This window comes from Streptomyces sindenensis (assembly GCF_014649035.1).
GTDB lineage: Bacteria > Actinomycetota > Actinomycetes > Streptomycetales > Streptomycetaceae > Streptomyces > Streptomyces sindenensis.
Genome location: NZ_BMSG01000031.1, coordinates 43,521 through 66,391 on the forward strand (window position 1 = coordinate 43,521; position 22,871 = coordinate 66,391).

The 22,871-nt window shown below is 71.8% G+C and carries 24 protein-coding genes and 1 tRNA gene; 14 read left to right on the top strand and 11 right to left on the bottom strand.

The window, feature by feature from the left end:
• The first annotated feature begins 75 nt into the window (after positions 1-75).
• Positions 76-300: a hypothetical protein gene (locus IE145_RS26760; RefSeq protein ID WP_010062441.1), complete on the top strand. Its 225-nt coding sequence runs from the start codon at positions 76-78 to the stop codon at positions 298-300.
• Between the two features lie 65 nt (positions 301-365).
• On the opposite strand, the gene IE145_RS26765 is transcribed toward IE145_RS26760, so the two are convergent.
• The 3 genes from IE145_RS26765 to mptB all read right to left on the bottom strand — a co-directional run bounded on the left by IE145_RS26765 (position 366) and on the right by mptB (position 4,393).
• Positions 366-899 (bottom strand): AAA family ATPase, encoded by a 534-nt coding sequence (locus IE145_RS26765; protein ID WP_189528021.1) that lies wholly within the window; start codon positions 897-899, stop codon positions 366-368.
• Positions 896-2,572 (bottom strand): ABC-F family ATP-binding cassette domain-containing protein, encoded by a 1,677-nt coding sequence (locus IE145_RS26770; RefSeq protein WP_189528022.1) that lies wholly within the window; start codon positions 2,570-2,572, stop codon positions 896-898. Before IE145_RS26770 ends, IE145_RS26765 begins: the two co-directional genes overlap by 4 nt.
• 309 nt (positions 2,573-2,881) lie before the next feature.
• Positions 2,882-4,393 carry a polyprenol phosphomannose-dependent alpha 1,6 mannosyltransferase MptB gene (gene mptB, locus IE145_RS26775; RefSeq protein ID WP_189528023.1) on the bottom strand — a complete coding sequence of 504 codons (1,512 nt, stop codon included), beginning with the start codon at positions 4,391-4,393 and terminating at the stop codon, positions 2,882-2,884.
• A 193-nt stretch (positions 4,394-4,586) separates the two neighbouring features.
• On the opposite strand from mptB, the gene IE145_RS26780 reads away from it, so the two are divergent.
• Positions 4,587-4,662, top strand: a tRNA-Trp gene (locus IE145_RS26780).
• Between the two features lie 17 nt (positions 4,663-4,679).
• Here the strand turns inward: IE145_RS26780 and IE145_RS26785 are convergent.
• Complete coding sequence (locus IE145_RS26785) at positions 4,680-4,949, bottom strand: hypothetical protein (protein WP_189528024.1); 270 nt, start codon at positions 4,947-4,949, stop codon at positions 4,680-4,682.
• 160 nt (positions 4,950-5,109) lie between these two features.
• Between IE145_RS26785 and IE145_RS26790 the strand changes: the two genes are divergently transcribed.
• The 6 genes from IE145_RS26790 (at position 5,110) to IE145_RS26815 (ending at position 10,596) form a co-directional block, all read left to right on the top strand.
• Positions 5,110-5,730, top strand: coding sequence for a DinB family protein (locus IE145_RS26790; RefSeq protein WP_189528025.1), 621 nt, complete (start codon positions 5,110-5,112; stop codon positions 5,728-5,730).
• Between the two features lie 103 nt (positions 5,731-5,833).
• Positions 5,834-6,667, top strand: a complete 834-nt coding sequence (locus IE145_RS26795) for a PP2C family protein-serine/threonine phosphatase (protein WP_189528026.1) — start codon at positions 5,834-5,836, stop codon at positions 6,665-6,667.
• A gap of 63 nt (positions 6,668-6,730) precedes the next feature.
• A complete protein-coding gene (locus tag IE145_RS26800) occupies positions 6,731-7,756 on the top strand; it encodes an MASE1 domain-containing protein (protein WP_189528027.1) in 1,026 nt (341 codons plus the stop codon).
• Between the two features lie 336 nt (positions 7,757-8,092).
• Positions 8,093-8,287, top strand: a complete 195-nt coding sequence (locus IE145_RS26805; protein ID WP_107414640.1) for an antitoxin — start codon at positions 8,093-8,095, stop codon at positions 8,285-8,287.
• Between the two features lie 275 nt (positions 8,288-8,562).
• Entirely contained in the window at positions 8,563-10,170 is a 1,608-nt protein-coding gene (locus tag IE145_RS26810; protein ID WP_189528028.1) for a sigma-70 family RNA polymerase sigma factor, read from the top strand.
• Positions 10,171-10,218: 48 nt separating this feature from the next.
• Positions 10,219-10,596: a VOC family protein gene (locus tag IE145_RS26815; protein WP_189528029.1), complete on the top strand. Its 378-nt coding sequence runs from the start codon at positions 10,219-10,221 to the stop codon at positions 10,594-10,596.
• A 67-nt stretch (positions 10,597-10,663) separates the two neighbouring features.
• Here the strand turns inward: IE145_RS26815 and IE145_RS26820 are convergent, their stop codons facing one another.
• Both IE145_RS26820 and ctaD read right to left on the bottom strand, forming a co-directional pair.
• Positions 10,664-11,005, bottom strand: coding sequence for a hypothetical protein (locus IE145_RS26820; protein ID WP_097886059.1), 342 nt, complete (start codon positions 11,003-11,005; stop codon positions 10,664-10,666).
• 41 nt (positions 11,006-11,046) lie between these two features.
• Complete coding sequence (ctaD, locus tag IE145_RS26825) at positions 11,047-12,723, bottom strand: aa3-type cytochrome oxidase subunit I (protein ID WP_229825845.1); 1,677 nt, start codon at positions 12,721-12,723, stop codon at positions 11,047-11,049.
• A 348-nt stretch (positions 12,724-13,071) separates the two neighbouring features.
• On the opposite strand from ctaD, the gene IE145_RS26830 reads away from it, so the two are divergent.
• The 4 genes from IE145_RS26830 (at position 13,072) to IE145_RS26845 (ending at position 15,360) form a co-directional block, all read left to right on the top strand.
• Positions 13,072-13,731: an NADPH-dependent F420 reductase gene (locus tag IE145_RS26830; RefSeq protein WP_189528031.1), complete on the top strand. Its 660-nt coding sequence runs from the start codon at positions 13,072-13,074 to the stop codon at positions 13,729-13,731.
• Positions 13,732-14,017: 286 nt separating this feature from the next.
• Positions 14,018-14,536 (top strand): SRPBCC family protein, encoded by a 519-nt coding sequence (locus IE145_RS26835; protein WP_189528032.1) that lies wholly within the window; start codon positions 14,018-14,020, stop codon positions 14,534-14,536.
• A gap of 36 nt (positions 14,537-14,572) precedes the next feature.
• Positions 14,573-15,067: a hypothetical protein gene (locus tag IE145_RS26840; RefSeq protein ID WP_189528033.1), complete on the top strand. Its 495-nt coding sequence runs from the start codon at positions 14,573-14,575 to the stop codon at positions 15,065-15,067.
• A gap of 65 nt (positions 15,068-15,132) precedes the next feature.
• Entirely contained in the window at positions 15,133-15,360 is a 228-nt protein-coding gene (locus IE145_RS26845) for a hypothetical protein (RefSeq protein ID WP_189528034.1), read from the top strand.
• 95 nt (positions 15,361-15,455) lie between these two features.
• Here IE145_RS26845 and IE145_RS26850 read toward each other — a convergent pair whose 3' ends face one another.
• Complete coding sequence (locus IE145_RS26850) at positions 15,456-16,586, bottom strand: enoyl-CoA hydratase/isomerase family protein (RefSeq protein WP_189528035.1); 1,131 nt, start codon at positions 16,584-16,586, stop codon at positions 15,456-15,458.
• A gap of 194 nt (positions 16,587-16,780) precedes the next feature.
• Here IE145_RS26850 and IE145_RS26855 point away from each other — a divergent pair, with 194 nt between their 5' ends.
• Positions 16,781-18,913 (top strand): SpoIIE family protein phosphatase, encoded by a 2,133-nt coding sequence (locus tag IE145_RS26855; protein ID WP_189528036.1) that lies wholly within the window; start codon positions 16,781-16,783, stop codon positions 18,911-18,913.
• Between the two features lie 128 nt (positions 18,914-19,041).
• Here IE145_RS26855 and IE145_RS26860 read toward each other — a convergent pair whose 3' ends face one another.
• Complete coding sequence (locus IE145_RS26860) at positions 19,042-19,662, bottom strand: LAETG motif-containing sortase-dependent surface protein (protein ID WP_189528037.1); 621 nt, start codon at positions 19,660-19,662, stop codon at positions 19,042-19,044.
• A 247-nt stretch (positions 19,663-19,909) separates the two neighbouring features.
• Between IE145_RS26860 and IE145_RS26865 the strand changes: the two genes are divergently transcribed.
• Positions 19,910-20,611, top strand: a complete 702-nt coding sequence (locus tag IE145_RS26865) for a histidine phosphatase family protein (protein ID WP_189528038.1) — start codon at positions 19,910-19,912, stop codon at positions 20,609-20,611.
• Between the two features lie 3 nt (positions 20,612-20,614).
• On the opposite strand, the gene IE145_RS26870 is transcribed toward IE145_RS26865, so the two are convergent.
• From IE145_RS26870 to IE145_RS26880, 3 genes are all read right to left on the bottom strand, one after another.
• Positions 20,615-21,103 carry a GNAT family N-acetyltransferase gene (locus IE145_RS26870; RefSeq protein WP_189528039.1) on the bottom strand — a complete coding sequence of 163 codons (489 nt, stop codon included), beginning with the start codon at positions 21,101-21,103 and terminating at the stop codon, positions 20,615-20,617.
• 39 nt (positions 21,104-21,142) lie between these two features.
• Complete coding sequence (locus IE145_RS26875) at positions 21,143-22,213, bottom strand: DUF6397 family protein (protein WP_189528040.1); 1,071 nt, start codon at positions 22,211-22,213, stop codon at positions 21,143-21,145.
• 109 nt (positions 22,214-22,322) lie between these two features.
• Entirely contained in the window at positions 22,323-22,736 is a 414-nt protein-coding gene (locus IE145_RS26880) for a roadblock/LC7 domain-containing protein (protein ID WP_189528041.1), read from the bottom strand.
• Positions 22,737-22,871 lie beyond the last annotated feature (135 nt).

The window sequence follows — 22,871 nt, forward strand, 5'->3', positions numbered from 1 at the left end:
GGGCCGTCGTCGGGCCGCTCGCGAAGAGGTCCGGCCGGGGATGCGCGGGGGCGGGGTGCGTCGCAGGGTGGATCCATGGCAAATCCCCCGATCGTCATCCACCGTCCGACCCCCTCGGGCGGCCGCCGGGTGACCGTGCACTACGAAGGCCGGGACGAGATACTCGGGCTGGCCCACAGCGACCACGACGTGATCGTGTTCCTGAGCGAGGCCGGCCTCGAAGAAGCGGACCGGCTCCTCGACAACCCGGTCTGGGTGGAGTGGCGGGGCGGGCGGGCCCACAGCTACGAGGCGGCCTGACGGCCGCCGCCCCCGCACCGCCCCTGCCCCTCCGTGTCACCCCGCCGCGGCCCGCACCCGGCGGCTCACCCGCGCAGCCCGTCGAGGATGGCCGAAACCGTCTCCTCGGGTGTCTGGCCGGACGTGTCCAGCCACCGCCCGATCCGCGGCGTCCCGCTCCGCAGATGCGCGTCGAACGCCTCGACCGTCCACGCCCCGTACCCGGTCTTGCCCCGCGCCTCCTCCCGCTCGCGCACGGTTTCGGGCGAGGGGGCGAGCACGACGACGTGCAGGGGGCGGGTGCGGACCCTGTCGACGTAACGCGACAGATCCTCGCCGAGCACGATGTCCTGGACGACGGCCGTCCATCCGTCGTCCGCGTAGGCGTCGGCCACCTGCGCGGAGATCCGCTGGCGCAGATCGAGCTGGTGCCGCGCCTCCTCGGCCTCGTCGGGTGTCATCTCCGCGCGGCCGGAGACGATCATGCGGCGGAAGACGTCGCCGCGCACATGGACGGCTCGCGGCAGGCTCTCCGCCAGGAGCTGGGCGACGGTGGACTTGCCCGCCGCCATCACGCCGGTGATCAGGACGACGCAGGGGCCCAGGTCGGTGCCCGTCATGCCGTGCCCGCCTTCCTGGAATCCGCGCTCCCGAACAGTTCGCCGGCCTCGTCCGCGTCGGTCTCCCGCAGCTCGTCCTCCAGGAGGATCCACCGGGTGATGCCCACGGATTCCAGGAACGGCAGGTCGTGGCTGGCGATGAGGAGCGCCCCCTCGTAGGACTCCAGGGCGCTCGTCAGCTGGCGCACGCTGGCCAGGTCGAGGTTGTTCGTCGGCTCGTCCAGCAGGAGCAGCTGCGGGGCGGGGGCGGCGAGCATCGTCGCCGCGAGCGCGGCCCGGAAGCGTTCGCCGCCCGAGAGCGTCCCGGCCGGCTGCTCGGCGCGGGCGCCCTTGAAGAGGAACCGGGCGAGCTGGGAGCGGATCTCGTTGTCGGTGGTGCCCGGGGCGGTGCGGGCGACGTTGTCGGCGACGCTCAGCGCGTCGTCGAGGACGTCGAGCCGCTGCGGGAGGAACTTCAGCGGCACCGCCGCCGTGGCCTCTCCGGTGCTCGGTGCCAGCTCGCCGGTGAGCGTGCGCAGGAAGGTGGTCTTGCCGGCCCCGTTGCGGCCGATCAGGGCGATGCGCTCGGGTCCCTGCACATGGAGGGTGCCCTCGCGCAGCCGTCCGTGGGGGAGGCTCAGGTCCCGTACGGTCAGGACGGTGCGGCCCGCCGGTACGGCGGTGTGGGGCAGGCTCACCTTGATCTCGGCGTCGCGGCGGATGGCTTCGGCCGCTTCCTCCCTGCGCTCGCGGGCCTCTTCGAGGCGGTCCTCGTGCAGTCCGCGCAGCCGGTCCCCGGACTCCTGGGCCGAGCGTTTGCGCTCCCCCGCGACGATGCGCGGGGCCTTCCGCTGACCGTCCAGCTTCTTGTCGTGGCGCTGGCGGCGGGCCACCTTGATCCGGGTCTCCTCCAGCTCGCGCTGCTGACGGCGTACGTCGGCGTCGGCGGCGCGCAGCATCCGCCCGGCGGCCTCCTGCTGGACGGCGAGGGCCTCCTGGTAGGCGGACCAGCCGCCCCCGTACCAGCTCACCGAGCCCGAGCGGAGTTCGGCGATGCGGTCGACGCGTTCCAGCAGGTCCCGGTCGTGGCTGACGACGATCAGGATGCCGGTGCGCCAGGAGTCGACGGCGTCGTAGAGCCTGCGCCGGGCGAAGAGGTCCAGGTTGTTGGTCGGTTCGTCGAGGAGGAGGACGTCCGGGCGTTCCAGGAGCAGCGCGGCCAGACGCAGCAGGACCGTCTCTCCGCCGGACAACTGCCCGACGGTACGGTCCAGTTCGACGGCGCCGAGTCCGAGGGAGCCGAGGGTGGCCAGGGCGCGTTCCTCGACGTCCCAGTCGTCGCCGACGGTCTCGAAGTGCTCCTCCCGTACGTCGCCGGACTCGATGGCGCGCAGGGCGGCCCGCCGCTCGGCGATGCCGAGGGCGGCGTCGACGCGGAGGCCGGTGTCCAGGGTGATGTTCTGGGGCAGGTAGGCCAGGTTTCCGCCGGTGGTGACGGATCCCGACGCGGGACGCAGGAGTCCCGCGAACAGGCGCAGGAGGGTCGACTTGCCGGCGCCGTTGGCGCCGGCCAGACCGGTGCGGCCCCGGGGGACGGTGAGGGAGAGCCCGTCGAAGAGGTGCGTGCCGTCGGGCCACCGGAAGGTGAGGTTGGAGGCGGCGACGGAGGCGCCGGGCGCGGTGGGATGGCTCATGGGAGTTCTCGCAGTCGGAAGCGGAGGAACACGGGGGCTTCGTATGCGAACAGCACGCGGCGACCCGGCCGGGGCCGGAGAGTGGTGGGGAGAACAGTCCTGAGAAGGTGAGGGACGGCTCAGCACCGAGGTCGCATCCACGCGGAAGTCACGGGCGGCAGACATGCCGACTGCGTCGTGACCGTGTACGGGCCAGGGCCGTACCGCGCGATGATCGCGGACCTCAGATGCGCAACGTCCACCTCTATCGGAGACAACAGGACCCGCCCAGCGTAACGGAGGATCTCGCGGAGCGTCGAGGGGTTTTCTCTACGGCGCGTTCCGCGAGGCCGGGGCGGGAGCCCGGGAATCGGCGGCGGCGGGGGTGTGCTGGTGCCCCACGGCGTCCTCCGGGCTGCGGCGGCGGGGCAGCCTGACGTCCGGGGGCACGACGGGGGTCCGGCGGATCGCGAGGGTGCCGAGGGCGACGGCGAGTCCGGCGAGGGCGAACCCGTAGGGCGGGGTGGCCCCCATGGGGTGCGTCTCGTACACCAGGGCCGCCGAGAGCACGATCAGGACGGCGGAGAGGCGGCCGTACGGTGCGGTGGCGGCGACGACGGCCATACCCCAGAGCAGGTACCAGGGCTGGACCATGGGCGACAGGGCGACCAGTGCGAGCAGCGAGAGGCCGAGCGCGTGGGCGGGTGTGACGGTGCCACGCATCGCCCGGCGGCCCAGGACGAGGATCAGGCCGAGCGCGACCGCCAGGCCCAGTGTCTGGACGGCGGACTTGACCGGCTCCGGGTCGACGTCCAGCAGGAGGCGGGCCAGCTCGCCGAGGCCGAGGCCGAGGTCGCTGGTGACGGAGAGCGCGGTGTGGATGTTCGCGGCGACGCCCTGGGTGGTGAGCCAGCCGAATCCGGTGCCGCTGATGAGCGTGGCCCCTCCGGCGACCGCGCAGGCGATCAGTCCAGGTGCGAGGAGCCCCTTGGCCCAGCGGCGCCACTGGGGGCCGGTCGCGGCGGCGTGCACGAGGACCCCGATGAACAGCAGCGACACGGCCGCCGGTGACTTCACCATCATGGCGAGGCCGACCAGTGCGCTGCCCGCGATCCACTTTCCGCGCAGGGCGAGGACGAATCCGGCGAGCATCAGGCCGATCATCAGCCCGTCGTTGTGCACGCCGCCGACCACATGGATCAGCAGCAGCGGGTTGAGGGCGCCCAGCCACAGGGCGCGGCTCCCGCTGAGGCCGTGTTCGCGCGCCAGGCGGTGCAGGGACCAGACGATCAGGGCGAGCGAGGCGAGTGCGACGAGCCGCAGGGCCAGGACCGCGGGAACGATCGTGCCGCCGGTGGTCCGGGCGACGGCGGCGGAGATCAGCAGGAAGAGCGGCCCGTAGGGGGCGGGGGTGTCGCGCCAGTGGTTGCCGACGCTCGCGGCGGCGTCGCCGCCGATGCCACCGGGGTCCAGGGCGGAGGGACCGACGGTGTAGACGTCGTGCCCTTCGACGACCATCGAGCCCTGGGCGATGTAGCTGTAGACGTCGGCGCTGTAGAGCGGGGGCGCGAGCAGGAACGGAGCCGTCCACCAGGCGAGGGTGACGAGGGTGTGGCGCACGGTGCAGGCGCTCTTGCCGTACTGCCACCAGGCCACGACGAGCACGGTCAGCCCGACGTAGGCGACGGCGGCGGCGACCGCCTTGGTGGTGGACCCGTGGTCGGTCCATACGCCCCAGGGGTCGTGAGCCGGGAGCTTTCCGGCGAACCAGCCGCCGCCGACGATCGCCAGGGATCCCACCGCACCCAGCCGCCGGTACCCGGCCGCGCTCAAAGCCCACATGACCGGCCAACCTATCGGACGGCCCGGGCCGGCCCTCAGCCCCTCCCCGGGCTCACCCGGCCGCCCGTGGCGGTCGGTCGGCGGGCGGCCGGGTGGGACCGGCCGGTCCAGCGCGGTGACAGGGGGCCGGAGCGCTCTCGCGGAAACCGGTTGGCGCGCCCTGGAAAGCGTGCCAGGCTTCAGCCCGTATCCAAGGGGCGTAGCTCAGCGGCCAGAGCGGCGGTCTCCAAAACCGTATGTCGCAGGTTCGATTCCTGCCGCCCCTGCCATCGCCGCCCGGCCCCCGTCACCGCACGTCGCCGCGCCAGTCCCACTGGTGGCTGTCCGGCGACCGGGGGCCGTACTCGGCGCGTCCGCCGGGCCCGTAGGCGCCGATCTCGGTGACCAGCCCGACGCCGTCGCGCAGGTCCGCCTCGTCCCAGCCGGTGACGTCGAGCAGCAGCCCGTCGAGCGGGCCGCCGACCAGCTCGCGGTAGTCGTGCCCCGCCCTGGGTCCCGGGCGGGGGTCGTCGTGGTCGGTGCCGTACACCCGTCGCTGCCTCATCAGCTCGTCCATGCGGGCAGCATCCCACCGAGCACTGACAACGGCTCGGTGCGAGCGTCCATCCGGCCACCGTCCGGCGGCGGGACGTGCGGTGCCGGGCCGTCCGGGCGAGCCCGCGGGCGGCCGCCAAAATCGGCGCGCGCCCGCCCCTCGGCTGTGGCACGCTCCACCGGTGACCATCGCACCCCGCCTGATCCCCCTGCTCGAGCAGTTCGACTTCGCGTGCGAGCGGCTCCTCGCCCGCCTGGCCGGCCCCGTCATGGACAGCGGCAACGGCATGGACGTGGGCGTCACCCCGCTCGGTGACGACGAATACCTCTGGGAACCCGTGCCCGACTGCTGGTCCCTACGCCGTCGCGGCGACGGCCCCGGGGCGCGGGCCACCGCTCTGGCCGGGGCCGGTGACTGGGGACGGGACGCGGCGGACTTCCCGCATCCGTATCCCCCGCCGTTCACCACCATCGCCTGGCGTCTGAGCCATCTCTCCGAGATGCTCGCCCTGCGCGCCGACCACACCCACGGCGGCAGGACGCTCACCCGCGAGGGCTACCGCACCCCGGGGGACGCCGCCGGGGCGGTGGCCGCCTTCGAGACCGCGTCCGCCGCCTGGCGCGAGGCGCTGCTCAGCGCCGACGACACGGCCTTGGACACCGTCGGGTACAGCGCGTATCCGAACGGCAGCGACGCCGAGGATCTCTTCGTCGACGTCGTCTGGTGGGTCAACCAGGAGGTGCTCCACCACGGTGCCGAGATCGCCCTCCTCCGCGATCTGTACCGCGCCCGTCCGTCCTGAGCTGCGCTCGGCCGCCCATCGCCGGTACGCGGCCGTCGCCGCAGTCGCCGCTCCGGGTGTCCCGCCATATGATTCAGGGACTTAACGCACCGCGGAGCGGCACATGAACCGGCGTCAGACTCCCCGCTCAGCCAGCGCCGAAGACCTGCTCAACACCTTGCAGGACCTCACCGCGCGCGCTCGGCGGGAGGTGGAGTTCCACCAGGCCAGGGTGGAACTGGCGCAGGCCCTCCAGCGCGACATGCTTCCCGCGGCCCTGCCCACGCTCCCCGGTCTGCAGTCCGCGGCCCGCTACGCCCCCGCCCGTCACGGACTGGACATCGGCGGCGACTGGTACGACGGATTCCCCCTCGCGGACGGGGCGCTCGGCTTCGCCATCGGTGACGTACAGGGCCATGACGTCGAGGCCGCCGCCTTCATGGGGCAGGTCCGGATCGCGATGCGGGCCATCGCGGGCACGGCGTCCGATCCGGGCGAGATCCTGGGCCGGACGAACGATCTGCTGGTCTCCGTGGACTCGGGGCTCTTCGCGACCTGTACGTTCCTGCGGCTGGACCCGACGACCGGGGAGCTGCGCAGCGCCCGGGCCGGGCACGTGGCGTCCGTGTGGGCCACCACGGGGGGCCGCTCCGGCGTCACGGAGGACCCGGGCGGCATGCCGTTGGGCATCGAGCCCGGCGAGGGCTATCCCGTCACCCGGCGCACCCTCGCGTGCGACGGGGCCATCGTGCTGCTGACCGACGGGGTGGTCGAGGGGCCGTCGCTGCTGATCGAGGACGGCCTGGAGCGGGTCCGGCGGCTGGTCGCCGCGCACGCCGGGGCGAGCGCGGCGCGGCTGGCCGACGAGGTCCTGGGCGCGGCGGAGGTGACCGGGCACGAGGACGATGCCGCCGTCCTGGTCCTGCGGCATGCCGCCGCCCGCCGCGGAGCCCGGTGACGCCGGACCGTACCGCGCGTGTCACCTGCCGACTCCCGCCGCGGTCGGTGTCTGATGAGTGGTGTGATCCGCAGCAAGGAAGCCAGACGTCGGGCCGTGTACGTGGCACAGATCCTGGGCGTGGCCGGCGCCTACTACCTGGCGGGGCGGGTCGGGCTGACGCGCCAGGTCGTCATCGACGGCGCGGTCGTCACTCCGCTGTGGCCGCCCACCGGTATCGCCCTGGCCGCGCTGCTGTGCCTGGGCGTCCGCGTCTGGCCGGGCATCGCACTGGGCACGCTGGTCACGGTCTCCGAGATCGGAGACGCGTTCACCGTGAGCCGTCTGGCCATCATGTTCGGCAACACGGCCGCCCCGCTGGCCGCGTACGCCCTGCTGCGGAGGGTCGGCTTCCGCAATGAGCTGGCCCGGCTGCGGGACGGGGTCCTGCTGGTCTTCCTCGGCGCGTTCGCCGGGATGCTGATCAGTGCCACCGTCGGGAGCTTCACGCTCCTGCTCGACGACAAGGTCCCGCCGGGGCGGTTCTGGCTGGTCTGGGCGTCCTGGTGGGCGGGGGACGCGATGGGTGTCCTCGTGGTCACCCCGGTCCTGCTGGTCCTGCGCGGGGTGCGGTGGCCCCGCCCGAGCGACCGCTGGCTGGAGGCGTCGGTCCTCGCAGTCGCCGTGGTCGTGGTGTCGCTGATCGCCACGCGCAGCTCGCAGTCGATGATCTACGTGGTGTTCCCGGTGATCATCTGGTCGGCCCTGCGCTTCCAGCTGCCGGGCAGCGCACCGTGCGCCCTGGTCGTCTCGGTGCTCGCCATCATCGCCGGTACGGACGCGCTGGGACCGTTCGCCGGGCACAGCCTGATGCAGATCATGGCCAATCTGTCACTCCTCAACGGCTGCGTCGCGCTCACCGCGCTGCTGCTGGGGGCCATCGTCGCGGAGCACAAGAACATCCGCCGGGAGACGGAGTACGCCGTCGAGGAGCTGGAGGCCCTGGTGGAGCAGCTCGCGCCGCTGTCGGGGCCGGCCCCGGGGCGGTACGACGACAGGCCGCGGCGGCACGGCCCGCTGGACGGCGGCCCTCACCCGGATGCCCCGTGACGTGAGGCGCACGGCAGTCCCGTAACCCGCACGGGCGTATCGAAACCGGGGCGGGCCGGGCCGGTCAGTACGGCAGGGGGCGGCCGGACGGGGTGCGCAGATCGAGCGGCGGCGGCCCCGAAGGGGGCGGGGGACGACGGACGACGACTCGGATGCGGCCCACGGCCACCACCTCCTCCTGGTCAACCGGTATCTGCCCAGTCGGCGCGGCTTCACACTTTCCGCGTCCCCCGGTCCCTGGGCCCCGGGAGCTCGCCGGGTCCTGGCGCGGATGCGGGCAGAGCCCGGTGCGGTGACCCTTGATGTGCGGGGGCGCAGAGCCGACGAGGAGGACGCATGTCCGCACTGGACAAGATCAAGAAGATGCTCAAGGGCCACGAGGACCAGGCCGGCAAGGGCGTCGACAAGGCCGGCGACATGGTCGACGACCGTACGCAGGGCAAGTACAAGGGTCACGTCGACACCGCCCAGGACAAGCTCAAGCAGCAGCTGGGCACGGACCGCGACCAGGACGGGCCGCCCCGCGCCTGAGCCGCGCCGCCGGTGACCGGGTGGCCGACGTCCGGTCGCCCCATTTCCGCGCACTGGTCTGCGGCACGGATCGGCTTCCGTGCCGCAGACCAGTGCGCGGAGTGCGCCGGGGCCGCTGCGCACGGTGCCGCCGTGGTCCCGGCGGGGCCGGGCGGCGCGGGTCCGTGACAAAGGATTCCGGGGTTGCTCGCCGGATTCTTGTTATCGTCCCGCCCTCACCCCGTCTCCCGAATGTGGGAAGTGACAGCACCGGACCCCGGAAAAGTGAGCACAGCATGGGCAAGGATCACCCGACGGTCTTGATCGCGGCCGCGCAGGGCGGCGACCAGCGGGCCAAGGACCAGCTCGTCTCGGCGTACCTGCCGCTGCTCTACAACGTCGTCGGACGTGCGCTGGACGGCCATGCGGACGTGGACGACGTGGTGCAGGAGACCGTGCTGCGCATGCTCCGGGGGCTGCCCGAACTGCGCGACCCGGAGCGCTTCCGTTCCTGGCTGGTGGCGATAGCCATGAACGAGATACGTACGCACTGGCGCGAGAAGCAGGCGGGCACGATACCGGCGGACCGGCTGGACGCCGCGTACGATCTGCCGGACCCCCGCGCCGATTTCGTCGAGGTGACGATCCTGGAGCTCGGCCTGACCGGCCAGCGGCGGCAGGTGGCGGAGGCGACACGCTGGCTGGACGAGGACGACCGCGCCCTGTTGTCGCTGTGGTGGCTGGAGACCGCCGGGCATCTGTCCCGGGCCGAGGTCGCCGCCGCTCTCGAACTCACCCCGCAGCACACCGCCGTACGGGTGCAGCGGATGAAGGCCCAGCTGGAGGCGGCGCGGGTCGTCGTGGGCGCGCTGGCGGCGGATCCGCCGTGCGTGCTCCTGGAGGACATCACCGCCGGCTGGGACGGCGTCCCCTCCGCCCTGTGGCGCAAGCGGCTGGCCCGCCATGCCCGCGAGTGCACGGTGTGCTCGGGTCATGGGGCACATCTGGTGCCCGCCGAGGGGCTGCTGGTGGGCCTCGCGCTCGTGCCGGTGGCAACGGCGGCGGGAGCCGGGGCCGCTCCCGAGCTGTTCGCCACGGCGGCGCACCTCCAGGCGCCCGTTCCGGGTGCGGACGGTGCCGGGGCGGGGCGCGCCGAGCGCAGACGGGTGCAGGCCCGGCGGCGCCGTCGCAACTCCGCCGTCGCCGCGGTCGTCGCGGTCGCGGCGCTGGGCACGGGCGGCGCGGCGGTGCACCTCTACACCGACGGCGACGACCGGGACTCGACGATCGTCACGGCCGATGCTCCGGCCCCCCGTACGCAGGCGCCCACATCGGCCGCCCCCAGCTCCTCGTCCCCCTCCCCATCGGCGTCCACCTCGCCCAGCGCCTCGAAGTCGCCGAGTCCTTCGAAGAAGCCGAAGCCCAAGCCCGAGCCGGAGAAGAGCACGACGCCGCCGCCCGCACCCAGCTCCGCCGCTCCGGCTCCGAAGCCGGCCCCTCCCGCTCCCGCGCCGCCCGCCCCGTCGGGGATGGCCGAGCAGGTCGCCGAGCTGGTCAACGCCGAGCGTTCCAAGGAGGGCTGCGGCCCGGTGTCCGTCAACGGCCTGCTCAACACGGCCGCGCAGCGGCACTCCGCCGACATGGCAGCCCAGGACTACTTCTCCCACACCTCGCAGGACGGCCGGGACCCGGGCGACCGGATCACCGCCGCCGGATACCGGTGGTCGACGTACGGCGAGAACATCGCCAAGGGTCAGCGGACGCCGGCCGACGTGATGCGGTCCTGGATGGACAGCCCGGGGCACCGTGCGAACATCCTCAACTGCTCGTTCAAGGAGATCGGCATGGGGAAGCAGGATTCCGGCGGCGGTCCGGTGTGGACGCAGGTGTTCGGGGCCCGCTGACCTCGCGCGGCACGCGCGGCGTGGCCGGGGGATGCCTACGATGCGGTCATGATCGCTGAACTGGAGTGCGTGGTCCTGGACTGCCCGGACCCGAGGGAACTGGCCGGCTTCTACGCGTCGTTGCTGGGGGGCGAGGTCGACCGTCCCGACCGGCGGTGGGGGTGCGACGCGGAGTGGTCGACGCTGCACACGCCCGGTGGGCTCGTCCTCGCCTTTCAGCGGGTGGCGGACTACCGGCGGCCGCGCTGGCCCGGTCAGGAGGTGCCCCAGCAGTTCCACCTGGACTTCGGCGTGACCGACCAGGAACGGGCGCACGAGGAGGTCCTGGCGGCGGGGGCCTCGCTGCTCGACGCCGGGGACGAGAAGCGCGGCTGGCGTGTGTACGCCGATCCCGCCGGGCACCCCTTCTGCCTGGTACGTCACTGACGTACCGGCTCCGCTCCTTCGCCCCCAAGGCCCCGGGTGCGGCCGGCCGCACCCGGGGCCTTGGGGATCAGCGGATGGCCAGGGTCACCGCCGTACCGAGGCAGGTCACCGCGCCCACCGCACCGACCGAGACGGCGACGCAGCGGGCCCTGAGCCGCGCGTAGCGCCCGGTGTACTCCTCGCGCAGTTCTTCCGCTCGGTCACGGATGCGGGTGAGCGACTCCCGCGATACGGCGACGCGTTCGGTGATGAACACCCGCTCGACGTCCTCGCGCTGCGCCGTGGTCAGCCAGGGCAACTGGTCGGTGAAGCGGCGTGCCTGCCGTCGCGCCCGTTCGACTTCGGCGTTCCACAGCAGAAAGCCCTCCAGTTGTGCCAGGCCCCTGGCGCTGTCCTTGTCGGGTTTCACCTGTCCTCCTCTCCGTCACGCCGTCAGGTCCGGGGCCGACGTCACTGCTCGTGCCGGTCCCCCGGAGCGACGATGTCGGAGGTGTCGGGGCGGTTGGTGGCTTCTTCCAAGGTGCGGATCGCGGGGTGGTGCAGGTCGAACGCCGGGGATTCGGACCGGATCCGCGGCAGGGTGACGAAGTTGTGCCGCGGCGGCGGGCAGGAGGTCGCCCACTCCAGCGAACGGCCATAGCCCCACGGGTCGTCGACGCCGACCTTCTTGCCGTACCGCGCGGTCTTCCAGACGTTGTAGAAGAACGGCAGGATCGACAGGCCGAGCAGGAACGAGGAAATGGTGGAGATGGTGTTCAGCGCGGTGAAGCCGTCGGCGTCGAGGTAGTCCGCGTAGCGGCGCGGCATGCCCTCGGCGCCGAGCCAGTGCTGAACGAGGAACGTTCCGTGGAATCCGACGAAGAGCGTCCAGAACGTCATCTTCCCGAGCCGTTCGTCCAGCATCTTCCCCGTGAACTTCGGCCACCAGAAGTGAAATCCCGCGAACATCGCGAACACCACGGTGCCGAACACCACGTAATGGAAGTGGGCGACGACGAAGTACGAGTCGGAGACGTGGAAGTCCAGGGGCGGTGAGGCGAGGATGATTCCGGTCAGACCGCCGAACAGGAAGGTGACCAGGAATCCGACGGCCCACAGCATCGGGGTCTCCAGGGAGAGCGACCCTTTCCACATCGTGCCGATCCAGTTGAAGAACTTCACGCCCGTCGGTACGGCGATGAGGAACGTCATGAAGGAGAAGAACGGCAGCAGCACCGCACCCGTGACGAACATGTGGTGCGCCCACACGGTCGCGGACAGTCCGGCGATGGCGATGGTGGCCGCGATCAGTCCGATGTAGCCGAAGACCGGTTTGCGGCTGAAGACCGGGAAGATCTCGGTGACGATACCGAAGAACGGCAGGGCGATGATGTAGACCTCGGGGTGGCCGAAGAACCAGAACAGGTGTTGCCACAGGAGTGCGCCGCCGTTGGCCGCGTCGAAGACATGGGCGCCGAATTTACGGTCGGCCTCCAGCGCCAGCAGGGCCGCGGCCAGGACCGGGAAGGCCAGCAGGACCAGTACGCCGGTCAGCAGGACGTTCCAGGTGAAGATCGGCATGCGGAACATCGTCATGCCGGGTGCGCGCATGCAGATGATCGTGGTGATGAAGTTGACCGAGCCGAGGATCGTACCGAAGCCGGAGAAGGCCAGGCCCATGATCCACATGTCGGCGCCGATGCCCGGCGAACGGACCGCGTCGTTCAGCGGCGCGTAGGCGAACCACCCGAAGTCCGCGGCGCCCTGCGGGGTGAGGAAGCCCGCCACCACGATGAGCGAGCCGAAGAGGTAGAGCCAGTACGCGAACATGTTCAGCCGCGGGAACGCCACGTCGGGCGCGCCGATCTGCAGCGGCATGATCCAGTTCGCGAATCCGGCGAACAGCGGCGTCGCGAACATCAGCAGCATGATCGTGCCGTGCATCGTGAACGCCTGATTGAACTGCTCGTTCGAAATCAGCTGGATACCGGGCCGGGCCAGCTCGGCCCGCATCACCAGGGCAAGGATCCCTCCCAGGCAGAAGAACGCGAAGGAGGTGACGAGGTAGAGCGTACCGATCGTCTTGTGGTCCGTCGTGGTCAGCCACTTGATGACCACGTTGCCGGGTTCTCCGCTCCGTACCGGCATTTCGTCCTCTTCGGCGGTATCGGTCTCCACCGGTTGCGAGATGCCTCTCGTCGTCACTACGACGCTCCTTCGGTCGACGGCCCGTATGGACTCGGCGACCAGAATGGACCCGCGGCCATCTGTGCGGTGGGACATCCTTCCCCGTCCGGCGCGAGCGGCCGACAAGGACACTCAAATGGCCTACGGCGCACGCTCCGCCCCGGTCGGCGCCACGCTGAGCGCACATCAACACCCAGGGGCCGTTCGGATATTCCTTCGCGGAGATCGGAATAGTCCCTCCGAAGGCGGAGTTGGTGAAGCGACAGAACCCACCCCTCTGCACCGGGCAAGCTAAGAAAGGTCTGATCCATGAAGATCGGCATCATCGGCGCGGGCAACATCGGCGGCAATCTGACACGGCGTCTCACCGCCCTCGGGCACGAGGTCTCCGTCGCCAACTCCCGCGGACCGCAGACGCTCACCGCTCTCGCCGAGGAGACCGGGGCGACGCCCGTGACCGCGGCGGAGGCCGCCGACGGCGCCCGGGTGGTCGTGGTCACCGTGCCCTTGAAGGCCGTGCCCGACCTGCCCGCCGGATTCCTCGACGGCGCGGCGGAGGGCGTCGCGGTCATCGACACCGGCAACTACTACCCGCAGCAGCGTGACGGCCGCATCGCCGCCATCGAGGACGGGCTGCCCGAGAGCCGGTGGACGGAGCAGCAGATCGGCCACCCCGTGGTCAAGGCGTTCAACGGCACGTACGCGCAGGACATCCTGGACCGGGGTCGCCCCCAGGGCACGCCGGACCGCCAGGCGCTCCCGGTGGCCGGAGACGACCCGGAGGCCAAGCGGACGGTGCGCGGCCTCATCGACGAACTGGGCTTCGACACGGTCGACAGCGGTGGCCTGGACGAGTCGTGGCGCCAGCAGCCCGGTACGCCCGTGTACGGCAACCGGGGCGACGTCGACGCCATCGTGAAGGCGCTCTCGGAGGCGTCGCCGGAGCGCCCGGCGGAGTTCCGCGCCTGACACCGGGCGTCCTCGCGCCTGTACGTGGTGTCGGACGTGAGGCAGGACCGGTCGGGATACTCCGGCCGGGCGGGAAACGGGGGTACCCGCCCGGCCGGATCACCGGCCGTCCTCGGACGGCAGGGCCGGGTCACCGATCCCCTCGGACAGCGGCCCCCCAACGGGAATCCACCCGCGAGTGACGGGAATCTACCCGCGAGTAAGGTGTGGGTCCGGGACGTCGGCTCCACGGTCCGTCCGGCGCCCGGGCATGGTCCTCCAACGACCGTGGACAAGGAGTCGCGTCATGTCCCGCACCATGTCCGTAACGGACAGCATCATCGTCGACGCCGCCCCGGCACTGGTCTACGACCGGCTCAGCGACCCCACGGCGATGGGGCGTTGGAGCCCCGAGAACCGGGGCGCGACCGTGCGGGGCGATCGGCGCGACGCGTACGTCGGCATGGTCTTCGAGGGCCGCAACAAGCGCGGCGCGGCGCGCTGGACGACCCGGTGCACGGTGACGGCGGCCGACCCCGGCGAGCGCTTCGCCTTCCGGGTGCACGCGATCGGTCTGCGGCGCCCGCTGCTGCCGGGTCCGATCGCCACGTGGGAGTACCGTTTCGAGGCGGTGGACGGAGCGACGCGGGTCACCGAGACCTGGACCGACGACCGCCGCCGCTGGCCGGACTTTCTCGCCAACGCCTTCGACCGCCTGGCGACGGGCGGGAAGACCTTCGCGCAGTTCCAGACCGGCAATATCCGTACGACGTTGAAGCGTCTCAAGGCGGCACTGGAGGCGGACGCACCGGGAACCGGACACTGACGGGCCGGGCGGCCGCGCGCGACACGAGGGGGACGCATGGGCACCGAGGAGAGCACCGGGTTCGAACCGGCGACCGGTGACGGTCCGCCGGTCACCGAGCCCGCGGCCGCGCGGGCCGCTTCGGTGCGGACCGCGTTCGAGGGACTGCTGCAGATCCGTCGCCTCACCGGGTCGGGCCGGCCCGACCCCGAGGCCGTGCCGGCTCCGTGGGAGCTGAACCGTCCGGTACGCGCGGTCGCGTTGGCGCTGGAGAGGTCGGGGGCGACGCCTTCGGCCGTCGATCCGTCGGGGCGCCGCGTGTCGGCCGGGTACCGGGTGAGCGAAGGGGAGTCGGCGGGTTCGGTCCGGGTCGAGTGGACCGGGCCGCCCGGCAGCGGAGCCGCGCACGACGAGGAGGAGGCACTCGCCGGCTGTGCCTCGGCCTTGCGGGAGGCGGGCTGGACGGTGCTGCTCTACCGAGGGCCCCGCAGACGGCGCTATCTGGAGGTGGAGCCGCCGAGCGGGTGGTCCGGCGGGCACGCCCGGTCATGAGGCGCTGTTGTCAGACCCATGAGAGATGCTTGACGGTCCGACAGCTCTGAGGAGGAGATGCTGAGATGGACAGCGACGAACTCGCCGCGGCGCAGGCGTACGTCCGCCTGCTGGAGGCCACCCGGGCGGCTCTCGCGGACCCCGACGACGCACCGGTCTATCTGCCGCTGCTCACCTCTCCGATGCGCGAGGCCGACCGGGCCCTGCGCAGTGCGGGACTGACGGGCAACGAGGACCGGTTGTTCGCTCTCGTCCGGGCGCTGCAGCCGAGCCTTTCCGGCAGCGACAGATAGAGCCCGGCGGGGCGGGCTGTGGGGGGGCGGGCTTGTGCCGGGCGGGCTTGTGAGGGGGGGCGGGCTTGTGCGGGGCGCCTCGGGCAGCGTCCTTCCTACCCGCGCTGCCCGCCCTGCCCGTCCCGTCCGTCCCGTGCGGAGATTCCCGCGGGCCCCGGAGCGAGACCGAGTTCTTGTTCGTCGGGGCCGAGCGGTGCGAAGAACCGGGCGACCTCCTGGTCGTCGACCTCGGCGAGGGAGCCCGGCTTCCACTGCGGGGCGTTGTCCTTGTCGATGATCCGGGCCCGGACACCCTCCACGAAGTCCGGGTGCTCGAACGCCCGGCTGGAGACCCGGAACTCCTGGTCGAGTACGCCTTCCAGGCTGTCGAGCCGGGCGGCGCGGCGGACCGCGGCCAGGGTGACCTTGAGGGCGAGGGGCGACTTGGTCAGCAGTTCGTCCGCCGCCGTCAGCGCCTCGGGGACACCGCTCTCGCGCAGGTTTCGGATGATGTCCTCGACGGTGTCCGCCGTATAGCAGGAATCGATCCAGTCGCGCTGCGCGGCGAGCTCGCCGGCGGGCGGGTCCGTGGCGAACCCCTGGACGATGTCCACGACGGACGTGCCCGGACCGGCCGGTCCGGTCGACTCCCCCAATGCGTCGGTCAGGGCAGGCAGGAGGCGGGCGGGGACGTGATGATCGGCCAGGCCGCAGAGGACGGCGTCGGCGGCCCCGACGGAGCGGCCCGTGAGCGCCAGATGGGTGCCCAGTTCGCCGGGGGCGGCGGCCAGCAGGTGGGTGCCCCCGACATCCGGCACGAAGCCGATCGCGGTCTCGGGCATGGCGACGCGTGAGCGTTCGGTGACGACACGGATGCCGGCGTGGGCCGACACCCCGACCCCGCCGCCCATCACGATGCCGTCCATCAGTGCGACGTACGGCTTGGGGAATCGGGCGATGCGTGCGTTGAGCCGGTATTCGTCACGCCAGAATTCCAGGGACGCGCGCCCCGAGGCCCGGGCGTCGTCGTGCAGGGCCCGGATGTCGCCCCCGGCGCACAGGCCCCGGTCGCCCGCCCCGGACAGCAGGACCGACTGGATCGCATCGTCCTGCTCGGCTCGGGCCAGGGCCTCGTCGAGCAGCCGCACCATGGTGTGGCTGAGGGCGTTGAGGGCCTTGGGGCGGTTCAGCGTGAGGTGCATGCAGGTGCCCCTGGTCTCCAGCAGGAGGGGCCGGTCGTCGTTCATGGGTGCGCTCCGCTCGCTGGGCTCGTGGGCACGTGGGACGGGTGGGACGGCCCTCCATGGTGACGTACGGCCCTGGTCCGTCGTCCCGCGGCCCCCGGACCGGCCGCTGTGGCACTCCGGTGCATGCGGCTCGACAATTGAGGCCTACGGGATGCGCCGACGCACGGCCCCGCCGGACGACCTCCGGAGCAGGAATGACCGACGACGAACGGCGGCAGGACGCCGAAGCCTCTCCGCTCCGCCGGATCGACCGGAAGACCAACGGTGAGATCCGGCCGACGGAACGCCTCGCCATGAACCGGACCGGCAGCTTCGACTGGGACCTGGACACCCGGACCCTGGACATCGACGAGGCCGGGCTCATGGTGTTCGGGGTGGATCCGGGGACGTTCGACGCACGTCCGGGCGCCCTGCTGGAGCGCCTGGAACCGGCGGAACGGGCCCGGCTCGACGTCACGATCGACGAGGCCATCACCGGCGGCGGCAATTCCTTCAGCGTCCACTTCCGCGTGCCCCTGGACGACGGGACCACGCAGTGGACCCATGTCCAGGCCCGGATTCTGCGTTCGCAGGACGGAATGGCCCACCGGATCGTGGGGGTCGTCCGGGACGCGACGGCGGAAGTCACCCATTCGGCCTTCGTGCTCGATCTGGAAAAACGGCGGCAGCGCCAGACCAATATCGTTGAACGAACAACGAGCGCCATGTCCCGGGCGGTGACCGTGGACGATGTGACGGCCGCCCTCACCGGGCCCGGCGGACTGGCTCGCCTCGGGGCGGACGGCCTCGCCCTGGGACTCGTGGAGAATTCCGCGCTGAACATCGTCGCGCTGAGCGGGGAGTCGCTCGAAGTGCTCGACGGGCTCGGCTCCGGCGACCTCGACCGCAATCTTCCCCTCGCGGACACCATCCGCAGCGGACGCCCCCGGTTCATCACCTCGCTCGCCGCGCTGGCCCGCCGGTATCCGGAACTGGAGCCGCACCTCGGCAGGCTCGGTTTCCGGGCCGCGGCCTACCTCCCGCTGGTGGCCCAGGCGCGGTCGCTCGGCGGTCTGGCCCTCTTCTACCGCGAGCGCACGGTCTTCAACGCGGACGAGCGCATCCTGTGCCTGGGGCTCGCCGCGATCGTGGCCCAGTCGCTGCAACGGGCGATGCTCTTCGACGAGGAGCGGGAGTTCGCCACCCAGCTCCAGTCCGCGATGCTCCCGCCCCGGATACAGGACGTCGAGGGCGGCGAGATCGCGGTCCGCTACCACGCCGCGTGGAGCGGCCGTCAGGTCGGCGGCGACTGGTACGACGTGATCACGCTGCCCAAGAACCGCTACGGCCTGGTCGTGGGGGACGTCCAGGGTCACGACACCCACGCGGCCGCCATCATGGGCCAGTTGCGCATCGCCCTGCGCGCTTACGCCTCCGAGGGGCATCCTCCGGCCACCGTGCTGGCACGGGCCTCCCGCTTTCTCTCCGAACTGGACACCGACCGCTTCGCCACCTGTACGTACGCCCAGGTCGACCTGGCGTCCGGGACGGTGAAGGTCGTGCGGGCCGGGCACCTCGGCCCGTTGATCCGCCACGCCGACGGGCGGGTCGGCAGTCCCCAGGTGCGCGGCGGGCTGCCGCTGGGCACCTCGACGGACCTCCTGGACGAGGAGTATCCGGAGACCCGGCTCGATCTGGTGCCCGGTGAGACCTTCGTGCTGTACACGGACGGGCTGGTGGAGGAGCCAGGCGCCGATCTCGACGCGGGAATCGACGCGCTCCGCAACGAGGTGAGCGCCGGACCCGCGGGGGCCGAGGCGCTGGCCGACCACCTGTCGGAACGACTGTGGGAACGGTGGGGGTCGGGGGACGACGTGGCACTCCTGGTGCTGCGCCGCAGCCCGGACGTGGGGTCGTCGCACGCGCCACGCCTCCACCAGTACATCCACCAGGCGGACCCGGAAGGGCTCTCGGACGCCCGCGCGATCGTCCGTCAGGCCCTCGCCGACTGGGACATGGCCGAGTTCGCCGACGATGCGGAGCTGGTCACGGGCGAGTTGCTGGTGAACGTGCTCCTGCACACGGAGGGCGGGGCCGTTCTGACCCTGGAAGTGCTGCCCGAACCGGTGCGGCGGATCCGGCTGTCCGTCCAGGACCGGTCCAGCGCCTGGCCCCGTCGGCGTACCCCGGGCGAGACCTCCACCTCTGGCCGGGGGCTGCTCCTGCTCGACGCGGTGGCCACGCGCTGGGGGATAGAGCCCCGCGGCGAGGGCAAGGCCGTCTGGTGCGAGATCGGCCCCCCTCCCCCGTCGGCCACCAGGCCGCCGCCGGCGCTCGCCGAGGAGTGAGCCGGCGGGAAGAGGGGCGGCATGCGGAGAGAGGCGGGTGCGCGGAAGGGGTGCCCCGCACCACCGCAGTAGTGCGGGACACCCCCGACCACGGCTCGTACGGCCTCAACAGCGGCTCACGCCGGGCATCAGCCCTGGGTGGTACGCCGCTTGCGGACGGCCCACAGGATGCCGCCACCGGCCAGCAGCACGGCGACAGCGGCGCCGCCGATGACCGGCGTCGCCGACGACGAACCGGTCTCGGCCAGATCCGGCGAGCTCGGGCTCGGGGCGGGCACGGCGGGCGCGGACTCCGAGGGCTCGTCGCTCGGCGTGGCGCTCGGCTCGGGCGTCCCGGTCGACGGCGTCTCCGACGGGACGGGCTCGGTCGGCGTCGGGCTGGGCTCGCCCTCGCACACCTCCGCCGTCTTCGTCTGGTCGATGGAGTGCTTGCCGTCGCCGTCGGCGTCCTTGACGACCAGTCGGACGGTCACCGGCTTGTCGTGCTCGGGAAGCGCCAGCTTCTTGTGGAACTCACGGCCGAACGTCTCGGTGGGCAGCAGGTCCTTGCCGTCCACCGATACGGTCACCGTGTTGGGAACGTCGCTCGTGTAGTTGGTGAGGTCGACGGTCACCTCGGAGCAGGTCACGGCCCAGGTGGGGGTGTGAGCGACGGCCGGACCGGCGGAGATGACGCCTCCGGTCAGACCGACGACCGCAGCGGCCACGAGAGCTCCCGCGCCACGCCACGATCTCCTGGGTATGGTCATGGATTCTTCCTCCAGATACTTCTCATCGCCCGAATGGCGGTGGGGCGCACAGTACTGCCATCGCCAGTGATCGACGCAGCCGCCCTGCGCGTAACCCGCCGCATGAACTCCGGGCATATCCGCGCTACTTCCGGCAAGGCGGGCAGACCTCTGGCAGGCTGTCCTCCAGAGGTGGCCGAATGAGAGGGTGGAATGTGCATCTATTTTCCGCCACCCGCGAGCCTGAGCCTGGAGCATGACCCGTTCTATGCGATTGCTGCTGATCCGTCACGGCCAGACACCGTCCAACCTCGGCCATTTCCTGGACACCGCGCGGCCCGGCCCCGGGCTCACCGACCTCGGGCTGCGACAGGCGGCCGCCCTGCCCGGGGCGCTCGCCGGGGAGGACATCGCGGCGTTGTACGCCTCCACGCTGACGCGTACGCAACTCACGGCCGCGCCCCTGGCCACGGAACGGTCCATCGAGGTTCGGATCCGTGACGGAATCCGGGAACTGTCGGCGGGTGACCTGGAGATGCGGGCCGACGAGGAAGCGATCCGGCAGTACCTGGAGACCGTCTTCGCCTGGCCCGCCGGGGACCTCGCCCGCCGACTGCCCGGGGGCGAGGACGGGACTCAGGCGCTGGCCCGCTTCGACGCGGTGGTGGCCGAAGCGGCGGAGGCCGAGCAGCACGGGACGGTGGCGCTCGTCAGTCATGGTGCCGCCATCCGTGTGTGGGCAGCCGCCCGCGCGCGGAACGTCACGGTCGACTACGCCACCCGGCACGGCCTGAACAACACGGGTGTGGTGGTGGTCGAGGGATCGCCGGACTCGGGGTGGACGGCCCTCTCCTGGGCCGGAACGGTCGTCCCGGGGGTCACCGCGAGCGACGTGGCGGACGGCGGCCCCGCGGGTCGCACATTGCCGGGCCCGGAGCCGGGACCGGCAACGGGTCGCCCCAGCACCTGATCGTCACAGGGTCTTGTGCATGATGTGCATCCCTACATAGCCCTCGGTCGGGTGGTTGAAGCCCTCGGGAAGAGTGCCGATCACCTCGAAGCCGATCGATTCATAGAGCTTGACGGCGTGCGTGTTCGTTTCGACCACCGCGTTGAACTGCATGGCTCGATACCCTTCAGCACGAGCCCAGTCGACCGAGTACTGACAGAGTGCGCGCCCCACGCCCCGGCCCGAGTGAGCTGGGTCGACCATGTAGGTGGCGCTGGCGATGTGGGACCCGTTGCCCATGTGGTTGCGGTTCATCTTCGCCGTGCCCAGCACCGTCCCGGCGTCGTCGACGGCGACGACCACCCGGCTCGGCGCCGAAACGAACCACCATCCCTCCGCGTCCTCCTTACCGAGGTCGAGCGGATAGGTGAGCGTCTCGCCCGCGGAGACGATCGTGTGGAAGAACGGCCAGATGGCGGGCCAGTCCTCGGAGGTTGCTTCCCTGATCAACATGCGGACAGGATGGCCCATCCGAGCGATCTTCGCGAAGCCTTATCCGGCACCCCGGCCCCGCCACCCCAGCCTGGCCAGCAGCCCCCTCCCCGTCGTCCGGCCCATCGCAGCGGGACGTGGCGCCCCGCTCCGGGCGGGCGGTGTCGGTGTCGGTGTCGCCAACTCGGCGGCAGGCGCCTGATGCACGGGCCGAGGCCGGGCTCCGGTCCGGGCGGTCCGCGCAGGCCGGGCGTGAGGTGCCGTCAGGGCTTCTCCGTCGTCGCCGGGGCGCGGGGCCGGCCGGTCCTCGCGGGCCGCGTCCAGCTCCAGCGTCAGGTTGACCCGCCGCCAGAGAATCTCGTCCGGGTCATCGGCGAGCATCAGCTCCGCCATGGCTTCCCTGGCCGCCATGGACCCCGGACGCCCGAAGACCGGCTCCGGCCGGACCCGTACGAGATAGGCGCGTTCGTAGGGGTCGTCCATCACTTCCGCCAGTTGCACCGGGTCCAGCGCCGACGCCTGAACCGCTGTTCGCGCCCAGGGGTCCGTCGTGCGGTCCAGGAGCCGGTCGATGCGCTGCGAACGCCAGTTGCGCGCCCGCCGATCGACGCCCGACTCCAGCATTGTGCGCATCCCCGGAGGTGTCCGTCCGGCGAGCAGCTCGGGCTCCCGCGCCGCGAACGCGGCCAGCTCGTCCGCGAGATAGAGCCAGACCACCGCGCGATACCGGTTCAGATAGAACGTGACCGGTGAGACACAGCCCGCCCGAACCAGCCGGGTGAACCGTGCCGGAGCGATGTCCAGCAGGGCCGCCCCCTGCGCCGTACCGACAGTGCGGACCCGCTCGACCAGCGCATCGGGGAAGCCCGGCTGCTCCCGCAGGCGGGCGATCTCTGCCTCATGCACCCGTGGTCGCCCGCCGCCCGGTGCTCCGACGACGGCGATCAGCCCCAGGTGCACCGCCAACTCGAACTCCGCACGGCGGATCCCCAGTTCCTGGGATGCTCGCCCGGCCGCGATCGTCGCCGCCTGGTCGGCGGACGAAGCAGCGTGCCCGCCCTCCCCCGGCGTCTCCACACCCGCGTTCCCCTGGGCCGCGATGTGCGCTCGGAGCACTTCCCTGACTGCCATGACTGTTCTCCCCCGTCGGCTCGAATACTCTCCGTAATCACGGTAGCCCGAGGGAGTCACCGTCCGTCAGCCCTGTGGATAACTCTTCAGCGGCGACGAGAACGGCAGGTCAGAAGGGTTCGATGCCGTCCGGTCCGCCCTGCCGGACGGAGACTCCGAGGTGTTCACCGACCCGGTTGACGAGCAGGGTCATCTCGTAGGCGACCTGCCCGACATCGGCTTCGGCCGCGGTCAGGACGCACAGACAGCTGCCGTCGCCCGCGGCCGTCACGAAGAGCAGCGCCTCGTCGAACTCGACCATCGTCTGGCGGGCCCGGCCCGCCCGGAAGTGGCGCCCCGACCCGCGCGCCAGACTCTGCAGGCCGGACGAGACGGCCGCCAGATGCTCCGCGTCCTCTCGTGCGAGACCGCTGCTGGCCCCGGTGACCAGTCCGTCGTTCGAGAGCACCAACGCGTGCCGTATGTGTTGCACCCTGCTGGTGAGATCGTCAAGGAGCCAGTCAAGTCCCCGGTCAAGCGGCATGTGCTCGTCCTCCCCGTACCTTCGTTCCCCGTTTCCCCGCTACGCGCGCAAGCCTCGCGCACCGCTCCCGTGGGGGCAAGCGCCTCTCACCGCCCGGGGTGCCGCTTCGCGCCATGCCGGGTTCGGCCTCAGGAT

Bases quoted from the DNA above. Each gene is read 5' to 3' on its own strand.
- IE145_RS26760 (WP_010062441.1), top strand. From the start codon at position 76: ATGGCAAATCCCCCGATCGTCATCCACCGTCCGACCCCCTCGGGCGGC.
- IE145_RS26765 (WP_189528021.1), bottom strand. From the start codon at position 899: ATGACGGGCACCGACCTGGGCCCCTGCGTCGTCCTGATCACCGGCGTG.
- IE145_RS26770 (WP_189528022.1), bottom strand. From the start codon at position 2,572: ATGAGCCATCCCACCGCGCCCGGCGCCTCCGTCGCCGCCTCCAACCTC.
- mptB (WP_189528023.1), bottom strand. From the start codon at position 4,393: ATGTGGGCTTTGAGCGCGGCCGGGTACCGGCGGCTGGGTGCGGTGGGA.
- IE145_RS26785 (WP_189528024.1), bottom strand. From the start codon at position 4,949: ATGGACGAGCTGATGAGGCAGCGACGGGTGTACGGCACCGACCACGAC.
- IE145_RS26795 (WP_189528026.1), top strand. From the start codon at position 5,834: ATGAACCGGCGTCAGACTCCCCGCTCAGCCAGCGCCGAAGACCTGCTC.
- IE145_RS26805 (WP_107414640.1), top strand. From the start codon at position 8,093: ATGTCCGCACTGGACAAGATCAAGAAGATGCTCAAGGGCCACGAGGAC.
- IE145_RS26810 (WP_189528028.1), top strand. From the start codon at position 8,563: ATGGGCAAGGATCACCCGACGGTCTTGATCGCGGCCGCGCAGGGCGGC.
- IE145_RS26815 (WP_189528029.1), top strand. From the start codon at position 10,219: ATGATCGCTGAACTGGAGTGCGTGGTCCTGGACTGCCCGGACCCGAGG.
- ctaD (WP_229825845.1), bottom strand. From the start codon at position 12,723: ATGCCGGTACGGAGCGGAGAACCCGGCAACGTGGTCATCAAGTGGCTG.
- IE145_RS26830 (WP_189528031.1), top strand. From the start codon at position 13,072: ATGAAGATCGGCATCATCGGCGCGGGCAACATCGGCGGCAATCTGACA.
- IE145_RS26835 (WP_189528032.1), top strand. From the start codon at position 14,018: ATGTCCCGCACCATGTCCGTAACGGACAGCATCATCGTCGACGCCGCC.
- IE145_RS26840 (WP_189528033.1), top strand. From the start codon at position 14,573: ATGGGCACCGAGGAGAGCACCGGGTTCGAACCGGCGACCGGTGACGGT.
- IE145_RS26845 (WP_189528034.1), top strand. From the start codon at position 15,133: ATGGACAGCGACGAACTCGCCGCGGCGCAGGCGTACGTCCGCCTGCTG.
- IE145_RS26850 (WP_189528035.1), bottom strand. From the start codon at position 16,586: ATGAACGACGACCGGCCCCTCCTGCTGGAGACCAGGGGCACCTGCATG.
- IE145_RS26855 (WP_189528036.1), top strand. From the start codon at position 16,781: ATGACCGACGACGAACGGCGGCAGGACGCCGAAGCCTCTCCGCTCCGC.
- IE145_RS26860 (WP_189528037.1), bottom strand. From the start codon at position 19,662: ATGACCATACCCAGGAGATCGTGGCGTGGCGCGGGAGCTCTCGTGGCC.
- IE145_RS26865 (WP_189528038.1), top strand. From the start codon at position 19,910: ATGCGATTGCTGCTGATCCGTCACGGCCAGACACCGTCCAACCTCGGC.
- IE145_RS26870 (WP_189528039.1), bottom strand. From the start codon at position 21,103: ATGTTGATCAGGGAAGCAACCTCCGAGGACTGGCCCGCCATCTGGCCG.
- IE145_RS26875 (WP_189528040.1), bottom strand. From the start codon at position 22,213: ATGGCAGTCAGGGAAGTGCTCCGAGCGCACATCGCGGCCCAGGGGAAC.
- IE145_RS26880 (WP_189528041.1), bottom strand. From the start codon at position 22,736: ATGCCGCTTGACCGGGGACTTGACTGGCTCCTTGACGATCTCACCAGC.